The organism is Ignavibacteriales bacterium, from assembly GCA_016214905.1.
Taxonomy (GTDB): domain Bacteria; phylum Bacteroidota; class Ignavibacteria; order UBA10030; family SZUA-254; genus PNNN01.
Genome location: JACRMQ010000001.1, coordinates 24,502 through 40,272 on the forward strand (window position 1 = coordinate 24,502; position 15,771 = coordinate 40,272).

Consider the following 15,771-nt stretch of genomic DNA (forward strand, 5'->3'; position numbering starts at 1 on the left):
TTCATTTGAATAAAATATCTACCGGGATACCAATGAGTTCTTTACGTGATAAAAGGTATAAAATCTTATTTTGATATTTTATATCGACCGGTTCATCATAATCCTTTAGATCTTCAATTGTTTCTAATCTTTTAACCGAGGTAATAACTCCTTCTTTTCTCATTTTTACCAGCTTACAACTATCGATTACTATTATCTCATTATCATACATACAAAATGATATCATACTCTTAACTGAATCATCAGCAATAGTCGAAATATAATTACCTAATTGATCGAAAACGATTATCCGATTATTATCCTGAACAAAAATGTTTCCAATATTATTGACACGAATTCTTTTCGGATTCAACAACCTTCCTTTCCCTGCATCGAATCCACCAAATGTTCTCTCGACTTTCTGTGAATGACCAATCTTTACAATACGATTATTTTCTCCATCGATAAGGTATAACTTACCGAGATGATCAATATCGATACTTTTAGGATAACGGAATATATTATTCATTGATGAATATTGATTGTCCGATTGCCAGATGGCGGTTACATTCAAAGAGCGGTCATATTGGATAATCCGGTGGTTAGTATAATCAGAAAGAAATAAATCCAGATCGCTGGGCGAACAGATATCGGTAGGTTCTGCAAAACTATTTTTACTCAAAGCGAATCCGCTTAAAGTGGCTAGCGATTCACCCGCTGATGAATATTTTAAAATTGCATTCCGGGATTTTTCGTAAACATAAATAATCCCACCCGGACTGATTGTGATAAATCGAGCATCATGTAATTGTTTAATAAATACCCGGTCAGAAGTTGGCGTATTTTGGCAAAGAATGGAGATAGTTGAGAATACCAACACAAATAAAAGAAACAGTATTCGCCTCCGTTTCATATTACTAATTCACAATACAAAATGGTTCCGCAGTTAGGAAACTGCGGAACCAAAGATATTATTTCTACTCGATCAATAATTACAATGTAAATTTAACCGTGAACCATTGATTTGCATTGAAGTAATCGGCATGACGATATGCATAATCGAAAATAATTGTAGAACCTTCAACCGGTATGTTTATACCCGCACCGAATGTCGGTCCATAAATATTATCCTCATTATTTTGCCCATACATCATATAACCGCCGCGGACGAAAAACAAATTATTGAATCCGTACTCAACACCAAATCGGTATTCATCATTTCCGAAATTAGTATTTTGGAAATCGCCTGAGAATGTTAACATATGTTCATCAGCCACTTTGTAATCGTAGCCGAGACCTATTTCCAATGTTGATGGTAGTTCAAATTCCGCACCCGGTAATCTTAAAGCACGTTGACGCGAACCTGGTTCCTGACCGGGAATACTAACAAAGCTTTCGAGATCCGGTCCGTCAAATGTCATGCTTGCTCCAAGGTTTTTTAACGCCACGCCTAATTTTAAGCCGATGTCTTTCGAGATATATTGTACACCGAGATCAAAGGCAAAACCGTAAGCGCTTGTCCGTACTATTTTCTCACTTATCATTTTCGCCGTCACGCCGCCGTGGATACGATCGGTGAAAGCACGAGAATAAGTCAATGAGCCGGTGATAAAGTTCGGAGAATAATTACCACCTGTACCTTCGGGTAAATTTGTGGTTGTAATCGGAATATCTCCGAAGTTTAGCGAGCGTATTGCAAAACCAAAAGTACCTACATCACCGAATGAAGATGAAACCGCGAAGTAGCTAAGATTGATATCTGCGATATAAGAGAGAGAAGAGAACATAACTTCTACACTCCCTTGGTTTGAGACACCTGCGGGATTCCAATGAATTGCTTCAACTCCAGATGCAAGTGCGTTAATTGAACCCGAAAGAGCAGAACCACGGGATCCAACCGGAATGATTAATTCCGATGCACCTGCAGTGCCAACGCGTTTATCTGATCCGCCGTAGAGTAAACCGACAGAGAATAAAAGCGGCACCAAAAGGAGGAGAATAACGGTAACATAATTTCGTTTTTTCATTTTAAACTCTCCTGTTAAATATTCATTTATTATCATAATATTTAATTAATCGATTAGAAATTATCTAATCGTTCTTCAGCCATTATAATTGCAACTTTCAGAATTTTTTCACCAATACCCGGCATCTCGATATGTACGATATACATACCACTTGCCACCGGCAGGTTATTTTTATTCCTGAGATCCCAATCTGTCGTTGTTAGATTGTCATCTTTATCAATCACTCGCACCATATCAGATGCAAGATTGAAAATTCTTATAGTTGCAGTCTTCGGAAGGTTTGTAAATCTGATTATTCTTCCGAACTGATTTTGTTCATAAGCATTAGCACCAAAGTATGGATTAGGAACTGCCATGATATTTTTGATATCATCTTTTTGTAATTCCGCATTCTCAACGGGCTTGGAAGTCGTAATTTCATAGACATCATTAGCCCCTAAAGGTATCAATGGTATTACTGTAATCTGACTTGCCACTTCACCTAGAGTATGTCCGGTTTTTAATCCAAAAGACATTCCATACATAATATCAGATTCGGTACTTGCAGTGGCAACATCAGACCAATCCGCAGCAACATGCCCAGATGCATTTTGATACAGCCATTGATTGCCATCTGGGTTGTATGTTCTATAATAAATAAATGCTATTTCAAGTTCATCGTTTCCTTCTGACGGATTGAATAATGCATCATTTGTCTGATCACGCCATGCTACGGTGAGTTGTCGTTTATTTAAGGGATCCGTTATGTCCCATACTGTGAAAGGAACGTCAACAAATGGATTTGTCTCTTGAATCACATAAGCTGTACCTACACCACCAGTACGACGCATCCTATATGCCTTTTGAGTTTCTCCTGTTCCAAATTTAATCTCAATTGGGACCGAGTTTGCTGGATCAAAAGTTGTTTCAACATGACCAAGATAGTTTGGTAGATCAGTACCAATGGTAATAACACCAAGATCGTTACCAGTCGGATCGATAACCTGTGGTCCACCCGGTATTTCCCATCTGTATGCTTCCATCCATGTGTTATCTTTATCTAAGCTAAAAACCGACCTTACCGGATCTGGGACTGGTTGGAAATCATAAACTGCCCATTGGATACCATCTTTTTCGGGCCATTGATAAACATTTCCATCATAATTAGGACCAAGGTTTGTATATTTTAATAATATCGAATCACGGCTAAGCGAGGCATTTAACGATAGATCACGTAACATCCACCCTATCTTTGATCCTCCGGTTGTATCCACACTAATCTGATATGTGTGGCCCGTTAAGGATGAAGGATCGATAACCTTCGGTACGATTATAGCACTTGCCCTACCTGTTTTATGTATGATGTTTGTAGTTGTATCGCCATATGCCGCCGATAACCTTACTCCAGGTATTTTTGTAGGACGAACTGTTATGACCTTGAACGAACTCTCTAAAGTTTTAGGAACGCTCTCAAGATTATATGAATATGCTGTAACTACAAAATAATAATCTTTATCATTTAATAATTTATCGCCTGTATATTTATCACTTAATATCTGAATCGTTCGACGAACTTCTTTATCCGAGCCAGGTTTCACAACTTTTACAATCATTCCATATCTGGAATCATATACTAAGTCTGAAACTTCTTTCACATTGTTGACTATGTCATATATTGCGATCAAACGGGGATCTTCTCCGGATGTATTCGCGACCTGATAAACAGCGTATCCTTCGAAATCATAATAAGTATCTGAGGCACCACCTGAAGCGGCTAAAGTATCGAAAGCGGTAAAATGTTCGATGTCTGTAGCAAGAGCATCATTTTCACCCCATGATAAAACAACCTTATTTTCCAATCCAACCCCAACAACATCGGGGGCAGGCGGTGGTGGTGCGAGCGTGAAGTTAATATCATATGCAGTCTGTACTAATTTATCAGCATTCTTCAATGCTGTCACACTATTCTTAGCGCTATTACCTTGAGCAATAAGATTTCCTGCAACAATCTCTTGACTGTCACCAGGTGCCATATTGAATGGACCTGCGCTCATCATAAACCGTCGGTCACCACCAGCTTCACTTTCAATCCAATTAGTTAATGAGAGATCAAAATTTGGATCGCCCGGATACATGAACTTAGAAGGAAGATGAGTTGTGTCATCAAGAATAGCATCGCCATTTCTATCTAATCCTAACATGTAATTGTAAACTTCCTGACCATTGTTCGGATTTCCAAGCTTGGTTGCATCGTTGCTATATTTTAAATAAGAAGTCATTTTCAAGAATTTATATCCCGGAGCTATTCTACCATCAGGATATTTTGCCGTATCTGTTGGTAAACCCGGTACTACCGGACCTTGCAAGAAATCAAAACCAACTGCGGGTGGACTGCTACCATACACTCCATCATCAGGATCAGCATTGTATGTAAATCCGAGACCGAGAGTAGTATCGCATCCATCATAATCATCACCTGAATCGCCGAGGTCAGGATCAGCCCAGATTGAAACGTAGGCATCCTTGATATCACGTCCGCCTTTGTTAATAAGTTTCCATTTATAATATATGGTATTTCCCAGCGCGTCTGATCGATTAAATGCGAATGCAGTGAGTTGCACTTCGATACCGAGCGGAAGAGTATTCATATTGGTATGACGTAAAACATTATTGTCATTGAATACGGCAAAAATTGTCATATCTCCGATCAACTTTGGTACTTTAATACCATCAGCATCGTACTTCCAGGGTGCACCATCTTCGATAGGCCAATTCGCATAATCTAAATTATTGAGTGCATCGTCTCCGATTTTAATCTTATAGACTTTCCAGCGGGGATCTTCCGGATTAACACCTGCAGCTATTGGACCGGCGTCAAATTCATAGGCAAACTCAGCAACTGCAACACGGGGTGTATCATCAACTAATCCACCAAGCCATATTCCTGATGCATAAATCGCAGTATTGCCGGTTCCTTTGGGCCATTCGAAAGCCGAATTTCCGGTGCCGGGATCTCGATTGAATGATCCATTATTTCGAATCGCCGTCGAGATATTATTGACGTCGAAGATAACGTAATCTCCTCGTGTTGTAATATCAGACGGTTTATATAACTGTTTCTTATCCTTGTTATTAACGCGTTCTCCACTTATAAGCACCGTTGTGCTTAGCAACGTCAGCGCAATCAATAACATGATTGAAGCATAACATATTTTTTTCATGATTTGTCTTCTCCTAAATATTTTCTGAAGAATTTCTAATTAGCATATTATTTTTTTTCGCTTAATCAGATATTGCTTAATATTCAATCCGTAAACCAAGACGCAATTGTCGCGGTATTCCGTAATTTGCCGGATCATGTTCACGAGCCGTAAAAACATCAACCGCTTCCTGGCCATATCTTCCGGCCCATTCTTGCCCTTCACGTGTCGATAACCATCCTGAATTATCTGCTTCGCCTGTGCCACGATAAATTGTTCCGGCTAATCCAGCCGCAGAATATCCGTTACCAAATACATTCTTTGAGTTCAAAGCGTTCAGGACATAAAGCGATACTGTCATATTAAGTGGTCCTGCTGTAAAACTTCTGTCAACACGAAGGTCGATACGAGAAGTCCATGGGGTGTATGCTTGATTTACTCCACCTGCAGGTGGAACTTCTGTTACACCGCCAAAGAACGGATTAAATATCACGCTCCGAGTGTAAGGAACACCGCTTGTGAATGAGAAGAGTAAATTTATACCGGTTCGTTCAAAGATGAAAATATCTCCGAGCTTCGGACCTTCATTAGCCGGTAGTCTATAGTCTAAGTTGAGAGACCCGACATGTCTTCTATCAAAATCAAGTGGGGAAACCAACTTTGGATTTTCTGTTTGTATCCAGGAAATCCTTGATTGGGCTTGAGGATCAGATCCAGTTCCATTTGCAAATCCAAGTGTATAATTTAAAGTTGCGGCAAAATTCTTAGTTCGTCTAAGATCGAAAATTATATCAAAACCTTTCACAGTTCCGAAGTCAACATTTTCATAAGATTCGTAATTATTCGGGTAAGCGGCTTCTGTTTTAGAACCGAAATTGCGCGCTTGAATCAGGTCTTTTATTTCTTTATAAAAACCTGTAACAGTGATTGCAGAATTATCGCCAATCATCTGACGATATCCTATTTCGTAAGAAATTGTTCGTTCAGGTTTCAGATTAGGATTCGGGATTTGAGCGGAGAATGGAGAATCACCCATCATCCTGTCTTCCCATGTCTTACTTATTAAAACATTTTGTAGTGGAGGCATTTGCAAGAACGTTCCGTATTGAGCATGGAAATTCGCGCGGTCTGTTACCGGGAATGAGAATCCAAACCGAGGACTTATGGCTGTAAATCCTTTTGAATCTTCTAGATCATCGGCGCCAAAAACACCTCCACCGACTGTACCACGTTTTCCGAATGGATTATACGGATCTTTTACTACTTGCTCATTCGCATTGAAATAATCCATACGAAGACCAAGGTTCAATACTAAGTCAGACAATTCAATTTTATCTTGTAAATATCCGGCAAAATAAACTGGTGTCTTGGGTCCTTCTTTACGATTGGTGAAGAAATCATTCACATCACTTGCATCACCATCGTACTCAGATTTGCCGTCAAATGTGTAACCGTAATATTGGAAATTATTATTACGGTAACCATCCCAACCGGCATCTGCTCCGGTACTTGGAATTGCAAGCCCCATAGGATTTCCTGAATAGCGTCTAATCTTGTGAGCTCTGTATTCAAAACCGGCTTTGAGAAGATGAACACCTTCTTGTCGGTTTATATCTGCCTTGTATGTAAATATTTCAGATTTCGATTTTAAAAATTGGTCGTTTACCGCACCGAGTGCATCGATTGTGCTGAACACTCGGCCAGGATTTGTTCCAACGCTTGTTAATGCAGGATTCTTTGCCGTAGATCCGTATGATAACAGATCGTCGAACCAGACACCGTCACCTTGTTTGATATTCTCATTAAAATAACCGAATTGAACTTCATAGAAAGTATTCGGGTCGATATTATGAGTTAATCGTGCGAAAGCGGAGATAGTAGAATTATCAAATCTCAATTGATGATCTGCATTCCGGAATCGTCGTAAATTATCCCAGTTGCTTCCTGACCGATCATATATCATACCGCCGACCTTCACATCTAAAGTCGATATCGGTCTGAATACGAGTTTTCCGTTCCAGTTCCAACTTTTCGTCGTGGAATTGGCTTTGAAACCGCCAATCGCACGAGGATCATTATCTGTCAAATATTGACGTTCGCCTGTAAGATAGAAAGTCAACATATTATCATCGGGTATTACCGGTCCACCAAGTGCAAAAGTATAAATACTCTGACCAAATGTAGAAGTGTTCCCAACTTTTGTTTTCTGATAATGATCTGTGATAACTTCAGCAGCTGCGGTATATTTTGAACTTCCTTGCTTGGTGTTCAAATTAATAACACCAGACATTGCCGACCCATACTCGGCATTGAAACCGCCGGTTTGGATTTGGAGTTCTTCAATCGCATTTTGGTTTATGTTATTGAATGCAGCACTTGCGTTTCCGGAAAGAGGATTGTTCACACTAACTCCGTCAACGAGATAGCTGACTTCTTCAGACCTACCACCACGAATGTAGAGTAAGTTAGATCCTTCGTTCTTTACAACAGATGCTTGCAATGCTGCAACGTTTGCAGTTCCGCGAATCGGGAGAGTATTAATTTCATCTGCAGTTGTTACGCGAAGTGTGTTGGTTTGGTCTTTCTTTACCAACGGTCGGTCTGCTATAATTACGACCTGCGGTACCTGAACTGCTTCGGGCGGCAAGTCGAAATTTAATTCAGTTGTCAAACCGGTACTCACACGAACATTTGATATCGTAATAGTTTGATATCCGACGTAGCTGGATTTAACCACGTACGCTCCGGGTGGAACACCTAAAATTATAAAATGTCCTTCGATATCCGAAACGGCTCCTAATGTCGTTCCATCGACCGAGACATTAGCACTGACTAATGGTTCCTTTGTTTCTCTGTCAACGATTTTACCGGAAATTTTTCCGGTCTGTGCAAACAGCAAAACTGGCACCAGCAGTGCGACAAGAATAAACAGTAACTTCTTCAGCATATGCATGGATCCTTTCAGTTAATTGATTACGTATACCACGAATGTTGATTTTTATTATCTATAAAATTTATATTATTACAATCTTATTTGGGGGTGGTATAGATCTGAGAAAATATTGGTAAGATCATATTTTTTTCCACCCTGCATTTTAACACAATACTTATGTTTACACTGTTTTCTATCGAGTTAATTCTGAAGGAAATATACTAAATCCATTTCGGGTTGTCAAGTACTTTACTCTAAAAAAAGCCATTTTCTCAATTTTCGTAATTATTTCATCGAAATTGGTTAATAAACGCGAATAATGGAGACAATATAATTGGCACTTTTTTGTTTTTTTTAGTCACTTATTCATTATGATAATTTTCCCCCTTTTCCGACACGGCTAATTACTTCCGATAATGCCTTAAGAGCGATAGTTACATTTTTATCATCCTGAAAACCGATATGAGCGATCCGAAATATTTTATCTACATATTCGCCTTGACCCTTTGCGAAATAGATTGAATATTTTTTCCGGAGAATATCATGAAATATTTTTGATTCAATATTCGGAGGTAAAATCACTGTAGTCACTGCATCAGAAGGATATCTCGAAAATAATTTCAATCCTAATGAATCAACACCCGCACGAACTGCTTCAGCTCGGATTGAGTGATGATGCCATCTTGATTCGATTCCTTCTTCTTTAATCATCTCCAACGATGCATCTAATCCTTGTATCAAAGTAATAGCCGGAGTCCAAGGTGTATCATTTTTTAAATATGATTCGAGCGCTTTATTTAAATCAAAATAATATTTTGGAATTGAAGATGATTTTATCGACTCAATCGCGCGATCGCTCAACGCAATAAAAGCCAAACCCGGTGGAACCATTAAACCTTTTTGTGATGATGTTACACAAACATCTAACTCCCATTCATCAAATCTCAACTCCATACCACCCACAGAGCAAACTCCATCCACACAAACAAGAGCAGATGATTCATTGTGAATTATTTTTGATATTGAACGAATGTCTGTATATGTCCCCGTTGATGTTTCGCAATGGACGAGATAAACTGCCTTAGCATCCGGATGTTGTTGTAAAACATTTGATATATCTTCTGGTGAAGGTGCATCTCCCCATTCATAATGTAGTTCAATAACATTTAAACCGAAAGTTCTCGGCATCGCAACCCATCGCTCCCCGAATTTTCCATTGTTAACACTTATAATTTTATCACCTGGTGAGAACAAGTTGACAAATGTCGCTTCCATCGCACCGGTACCTGATGATGACAGCGTTAACACGGGTTGAGATGTTTGGAAGAGGTATTGAAGATTGGCATTCACTCTCTTGAATACAGCACGAAACTCATCACTCCTGTGGTGAATGATTGGTACTGCCATCCTCTTCATCACTTTTTCTGGGATCGGCGTGGGTCCGGGTGTAAATAAATATATTCTCCCCTGTTTAGGTTCTTTGGGCATATCTAATCGATCTATCGTTTGTACACTATCTTGCCGCCTACCATCGTCATTTCAACTTGGGTTGAATAAATTTCATTCTCTTTGCATTTCATCATATCGCGATCAATGATGGTCAAATCTGCCCACTTCCCTGCTTCAATTACACCTTTCATACTTTCTTGAAAAGCTCCGTACGATGGTGAACTTGAAAAAGATTTAAGGGCTTCAAGTCGTGACATTTTCTGTTCGGGGTACCAGCCGCCTTTCGGTTCACCATTTTGATGCTGCCGTGTAACGGCAGAATATAAACCGTAAAATGGATTAACAGATTCAACAGGGAAATCGGAGCCGCTTATAATCTCTGTGCCAGTGTCAAGAATCGATCTCCAGGCGTAAGCACCATGTATCCGTTCGGGTCCAATTCTTTTTTCAGCCCAATCCATATCGGATGTAGCGTGAGTTGGCTGCATACTCGGGAGAACACCCAATCGTTTAAACCTCGGTATATCGTTTTGAGCAAGAACCTGGACATGCTCAATTCGCCAACGATTTTGTTTTAACGAATCTGAATTCTTGGGGAGTACTTTTTCGTAAACATCGAGTGTAATCGAGTTAGCCCTATCACCAATGGCATGTGTGCAGACTTGAAATCCTTTTGCCAATGCGTTGCTGCAAACCGATTCCATTTCTTTTTCGCTCATCATAGTCAATCCGCGATTTCCCGGATCATCCGCATACTCGTCAAAAAAAGCCGCACCTCTTGATCCGAGCGCTCCATCCATATAAAGTTTAACTGTTCGTACGGTCAGCATTCCATCATTATGCCCGATCATCGGTCCTGTTTGTAAGAACTGGTTCCATGTTTCACTTGGATAATCGATCGCGGCATAAATCCGTATCGGACATTTCCCTTCATCAATTAACTTCTTGTAGATTTGGATTGTTTTGTCATCAACACCCATATCGTGGACTTCAGTTAAACCTAAAGATGCGCATTCGTTCATCGCGAGTAAAAGTCGCCGTTCAATATCTTCATCGGTTAGCGAGGGGATAATTTTATTCACAAACTCCATAGCATTATCAACGAGTATTCCGGTTGGATTTCCGTTCTTATCTCGTACAATTTTTCCACCTGCAGTGTCCTTTGTTGAAGCATCTATACCCGCAAGTTGTAGTGCCTTTGTATTTGCCCAACATGCGTGTCCATCCACTCTCCTTAAAAATACAGGACGATCACCTGATACTTTGTCTAACATTTCCTTCGTAGGGAATTGCTTAACCTGCCACGAATTTTGGTCCCATCCTCTTCCTAATATCCAATCTCCTTCTTTAGATTTTTTAATTCTTTCCGCTACCATCGTTACAATTTGCTCAGGTGATATTGTACCATTTAAATCAATGTTTTCTAATTTACCCCCCTCACCCAGAATGTGTGCATGTCCGTCAACAAGTCCGGGCAGAACAGTTTTACCTTTCAAGTCTATTACCTCTCGTGCAGAAAACACTTCACTCAGCCTCTCAGATTTGCCGACACCAACAATCATTGAACCCTGAATGGCAACTGCATCTACGATTGAGTTTTTTGAATCAGATGTATAAATATTTCCATTGATTAGAAGTTCATCTATTTCACGTGGCGATTTATTCATAAGAAAGTATATGATGATGATTAATAATACAGCAATGAGTGATATGAGTATTTTTTTCATGACCGAATCTCGATAACATGTTTTCGATAATTCATTAGGAGGGAATATAAAACAATTGCATCCGTTTTCAAAATTGCATTTCGATTGAGTTTTGGGTATGTTTTAAAAATCGAAAAGGAGAATAAATGGTTGAAAAAGAATTTTTAAAATTTGTTGAAATTACTAAACGACTGAGAAAAGAATGTCCATGGGACAAAGAGCAGACCCACACTTCAATAAGACACAGTTTGATTGAAGAGACTTACGAGGTGGTTGAAGCGCTTGATAATAACGATATGAATGAATTAAAGCGCGAGCTCGGCGATTTGCTTTTGCACGTTGTTTTCCACGCGAACATTGCAGAGGAAAAGAATGAATTCACACTCACAGAAGTAATCGACCTTATAAGCGCTAAACTTATCTTCCGGCACCCTCACATTTTCGGAGATACGAAGGTAAAAGATACAGACCAGATAATTCATAACTGGGAAAAATTGAAGATGAAAGAAGGACGGGAATCGTTGATGGACGGAGTTCCGAAAGAATTACCCGCACTTTTACGCGCTCATCGATTAACCGACAAAGCCGCCCGTGTTGGCTTTGATTGGGAGAAAAAAGAAGATGCTTGGAAAAAAGTTGATGAAGAGATGATTGAATTGCATCAGGCAATTGAACAGGGTGACCAAGAAAAGGTGGAAGAAGAATTTGGTGATCTGTTATTCGCGATGGTTAATTACTCCCGTTTTATAAAAGTCAACCCCGAAAATGCACTCAGGCAAACTGTTGATAAGTTTATTTCACGTTTTCAATATATTGAGAAACGATTAAAAGAGATGGGAAAAGATATTCACTCTTCGTCGTTGGAGGAGATGGATGGGCTGTGGAATGAGGCGAAACTTTTGAAATAAATTTCAACAGATTATTTATATGAACTGTTGAACGACCGATTTCCATATATATCATAATCGTCCGAAGATTCTGTCTGTTCCCGGTAGTTCGTATCCTATAATTCTATCAAATTAGAATGTTCCCCTATTTCGCAGCATTAACAAATACATAATTAAGAAAAACAAACCAAATGTGAGAATAATGTAAAGCAATGTATAAATAGCCCCACGTTTTTTCTCCTCCATTGTCTCCTCTTTAAATTGCTTTTCGATTTCGATATATTTCTTTTTATGAATAAATACAAAATAAAGAGCAATTAAATATGCAACAAATATAATAATTTGTTTGGGTAGCGAATCGAATGGCAAACGGAAATTATGTTCTACACAAAGATTGATCAGTGCCAAAAAGGTTAAAATATTGAGAATTAAGAATATTGACACGGTGATCATCGCCGTCCATTCGGGTGTACTATCTAAGCCCAGAATCTTTGCCCATCGATATAGTTTATAGAAGACATATTTGTAGAAACGACTCACAGCATATTACCTTTCTTGAACTATTTGTTGTATCTACTCAGAACTGATCGATGCTAATACTGCCTCATTCCGTTTTCGTATTTATTTCCGACTTTCCGTTGGTGTGATATTTATCGTACGCATCGATGATATCTTTTACAAGCTTATGCCGCACAACATCGTTGCGATCAAAATAACAAAATTCAACACCGTCAATTTTGTGAAGTATTTCCTGAATCTGAACCAAACCCGATGTTGTCTTGGTAGGTAAATCTATTTGAGTGATATCTCCGGTTATTATCGCTTTAGAATTCGCGCCAAGCCGCGTTAAAAACATTTTCATCTGCAAACTGGTTGCGTTCTGTGCCTCGTCGAGTATAACGAACGCATTATTCAATGTCCGCCCTCGCATATATGCAAGCGGTACCACCTCTATAACTCTTCGCTCAATATACGCTTTCAATTTGTCGGGAGGAATCATATCATCAAGCGCATCGTAAAGCGGACGCAAATACGGATCGACTTTTTCTTTTAAATCTCCCGGCAAAAATCCTAAACTCTCGCCCGCTTCGACAGCCGGACGCGCGAGTATGATCTTTGTAATCTCACGATTCTTTAATGCGGATACAGCCATTGCAACAGCAAGGTATGTTTTGCCTGTCCCTGCCGGACCAATGGAGAATACGATATCGTTTCTTTTTATCTGATAAATATATTCTCTTTGTCCAGGTGTTTTCGCGCGGATGATACCGTTTCTGGTGAAAAGAACTGCATCTTCAGTATCCTCAGCGCCTGACTGAGAAACCACACCTTTGGGTAAAGCCGGTTCACCGTTCACTTTCACAAGATCGATGATTGTTTCAACATCATTAACAGACAGGTTTCCGTTTTTATTTAAGATATATATCAACTCTTTGAAAATTTTTTCAAGCTGATCTACTTCTTGCTGATTTCCACGGCAGGTAATTTGGTCTCCCCTGACTGTAACAGTCGCGCTGAACTGTTCTTCCAATATGCGCAGATTAGCATCGTTTAAACCGAGTAACCTGAGCATATCCACTCCTTCGGCTTTTATTTTTTTATCGACCAATTATTCAGTTCTCTCCTTTTTAATAACTGTTTATAAAAGAAAGAAACCCTTCTCTCATAAAAAATGAGGAAGGGTTTCTCATATATAATGCTTATGTAAACAAACTATTTATTTTGACCGACGCTCGCGCGATTTATGGTTTCTTTTCTTCTACCGGTGCTGCTTCAACCGGCGCAGCAGCTACTTTTTGTCTGTAATACCGATTTGCTGCCGATTTCTCTTCTTTGCTTAATTCCTTTCCATCAGGAATCTTTAATACCCATTTTGGTTTAATTACATCAGGGTCTTTAATCTTATCGCGGTTACCCTGCCAGATTTTGGGCCACATCCATGCGTTGGCATAGATATCTTTTTTCTTGGCAATGTTCCAGAGGCAATCTCTGTCTCTGCCCCATGTACCGACGGTATAGGTTTTTTCTTTCTGGATACTGTTCATCAAACCGGTAATTTTATCCTGCAAAGCTTTTACTCTATCGCCATAACGAGGTATTAAAGAAATCTTGCTTGCCGCCATTTCCTTTATCCGGGCATCCAATTTTTCTAATTCATCTTTATAATTGACGAGTTCAGCATCGGACATACGTTGAAGTTCAGCAATCCGATTTTCCATCTGAGTTAATTCTTTATCGAATGCTTCCACATCAGCACGCGTAACACCGAGTGATGCGTATAAAGCATCTTCGCAAGCCAATATATCAACATCAAGTTTCTGAGATTGGATCTTCAATCCATCAACTTCACCTGTTAATTTTGTAAGTTCCGCCTGCAAATTAGCTTGCTTCTCTTTCAAAGTTTTCATCTGCTCTTGCCATTGTTCTTTGGTCATCTCTTCTTGAGCAATCAATGGAGTAACCGTTACGAAAAGAACGAACACGAATAACGAAAGTAATAAGATCTTTTTCATATTATTGACCTAATCCTTTCTTCACGGCTTCCTGATCGGATTGGCATTGCTGAAGCTTACCGTTCTTCTCAGCCACTTGCTTTTCAATGGAAGCTTTTTCCGATTTTTTCTCTTTTATTTGATTCTCAAGAGCACTGACCTGTGCTTTTAAAGAATTTAGCTGCTGCAGCTCTTCTTCGGATGGGGAGCTGGAACAACTGGAAATCAGCATCCCACCCGTAATAAGCGAAACAACGAGTGTTAGTTTAACGAATTTTTTCATGAAACTCTCCTATATTAGTTCCTATATCCTGTATCAAATTGTAATTGAAAATAAGAAATAAATTGAATTTTGTCAAGGTTTCCACAAAATAAAGTTTTCAACACCCTTTTCTATAAAAGTCCTTTTTCAGCAAAACTGGCGTATTTATCGCGTGCAAGGATAATATGATCGTTTAAAGGAATTCCGAGTATTTTACCAGCCTCGCCAATTTGACGTGTAATTTGGATATCATCGGCGCTTGGTTCCGGATTTCCGCTTGGATGATTATGCAATATTATGATGCTTGCCGCAGTCTCGATTATGGCATGTTTAAATACTTCGCGCGGGTGCACTAGAGAACTATTTAATATTCCAGTTGTGATAATTTTATCAGAAAGTAAATGATTCGCGCTATCCAATAAAAGAACCTTGAAGATTTCTTGCTGCGCATCTTGTAATAGTGGTTGGTACAAAGCTACAACGTCGATCGGAGAAGAAATAGTAATACGTTTTTTTTCTTTTTCGATTGCCGAGCGTCTGCCTATCTCAAATGCGGCAACAAGTGCGATCGCTTTCGATTTTCCCATTCCTTTGAATTTCTGCAGTTCATTATATGTCCGCTTGGCTAACCTATCTAGCGTATCATATTCTTTTAAGACCGTCTTCCCGAGATCAACCGCCGTAATTTTGCCGGCTCCGGTCCTAAATAATATCGCGAGCAGTTCCGCATCTGATAGCGCTTCACTGCCGTGACGCATAAGTTTTTCACGAGGACGCTCCTCAATCGGCCAGTCTGTAATTTTTTGATGGTAAGATGACGGCTCGCTGACTTTTTTTATTTTTGTAGTCACAACACTC

Annotated in this window: 12 protein-coding genes; 1 reads left to right on the forward strand and 11 read right to left on the reverse strand. The window is 39.4% G+C overall.

Going from position 1 to position 15,771, the window contains the following annotated elements; genetic code table 11:
• Position 1: 1 nt before the first annotated feature.
• The 6 genes from HZB59_00120 to HZB59_00145 all read right to left on the reverse strand — a co-directional run bounded on the left by HZB59_00120 (position 2) and on the right by HZB59_00145 (position 11,293).
• The gene (locus tag HZB59_00120) at positions 2-892 is read right to left on the reverse strand and encodes an NHL repeat-containing protein (protein ID MBI5019827.1); all 891 of its coding nucleotides are present in this window, start codon (positions 890-892) and stop codon (positions 2-4) included.
• Positions 893-971: 79 nt separating this feature from the next.
• Complete coding sequence (locus HZB59_00125; protein ID MBI5019828.1) at positions 972-2,006, reverse strand: PorV/PorQ family protein; 1,035 nt, start codon at positions 2,004-2,006, stop codon at positions 972-974.
• A gap of 53 nt (positions 2,007-2,059) precedes the next feature.
• On the reverse strand, positions 2,060-5,206 hold the full coding sequence (locus HZB59_00130; protein ID MBI5019829.1) for a hypothetical protein: 3,147 nt from the start codon (positions 5,204-5,206) through the stop codon (positions 2,060-2,062).
• Positions 5,207-5,282: 76 nt separating this feature from the next.
• On the reverse strand, positions 5,283-8,132 hold the full coding sequence (locus tag HZB59_00135; protein ID MBI5019830.1) for a TonB-dependent receptor: 2,850 nt from the start codon (positions 8,130-8,132) through the stop codon (positions 5,283-5,285).
• A gap of 354 nt (positions 8,133-8,486) precedes the next feature.
• Positions 8,487-9,605, reverse strand: a complete 1,119-nt coding sequence (locus HZB59_00140) for an alanine--glyoxylate aminotransferase family protein (GenBank protein ID MBI5019831.1) — start codon at positions 9,603-9,605, stop codon at positions 8,487-8,489.
• Positions 9,606-9,616: 11 nt separating this feature from the next.
• Entirely contained in the window at positions 9,617-11,293 is a 1,677-nt protein-coding gene (locus tag HZB59_00145; protein ID MBI5019832.1) for an amidohydrolase, read from the reverse strand.
• 125 nt (positions 11,294-11,418) lie between these two features.
• On the opposite strand from HZB59_00145, the gene mazG reads away from it, so the two are divergent.
• Entirely contained in the window at positions 11,419-12,180 is a 762-nt protein-coding gene (gene mazG, locus HZB59_00150; protein ID MBI5019833.1) for a nucleoside triphosphate pyrophosphohydrolase, read from the forward strand.
• 111 nt (positions 12,181-12,291) lie between these two features.
• Here the strand turns inward: mazG and HZB59_00155 are convergent, their stop codons facing one another.
• From HZB59_00155 to radC, 5 genes are all read right to left on the reverse strand, one after another.
• A complete protein-coding gene (locus tag HZB59_00155; GenBank protein MBI5019834.1) occupies positions 12,292-12,699 on the reverse strand; it encodes a hypothetical protein in 408 nt (135 codons plus the stop codon).
• A gap of 64 nt (positions 12,700-12,763) precedes the next feature.
• A complete protein-coding gene (locus HZB59_00160) occupies positions 12,764-13,732 on the reverse strand; it encodes a PhoH family protein (protein MBI5019835.1) in 969 nt (322 codons plus the stop codon).
• 169 nt (positions 13,733-13,901) lie between these two features.
• Entirely contained in the window at positions 13,902-14,672 is a 771-nt protein-coding gene (locus HZB59_00165) for a LysM peptidoglycan-binding domain-containing protein (protein ID MBI5019836.1), read from the reverse strand.
• A 1-nt stretch (position 14,673) separates the two neighbouring features.
• Complete coding sequence (locus tag HZB59_00170; protein MBI5019837.1) at positions 14,674-14,934, reverse strand: hypothetical protein; 261 nt, start codon at positions 14,932-14,934, stop codon at positions 14,674-14,676.
• Positions 14,935-15,044: 110 nt separating this feature from the next.
• A complete protein-coding gene (gene radC / locus HZB59_00175; GenBank protein ID MBI5019838.1) occupies positions 15,045-15,764 on the reverse strand; it encodes a DNA repair protein RadC in 720 nt (239 codons plus the stop codon).
• Positions 15,765-15,771 lie beyond the last annotated feature (7 nt).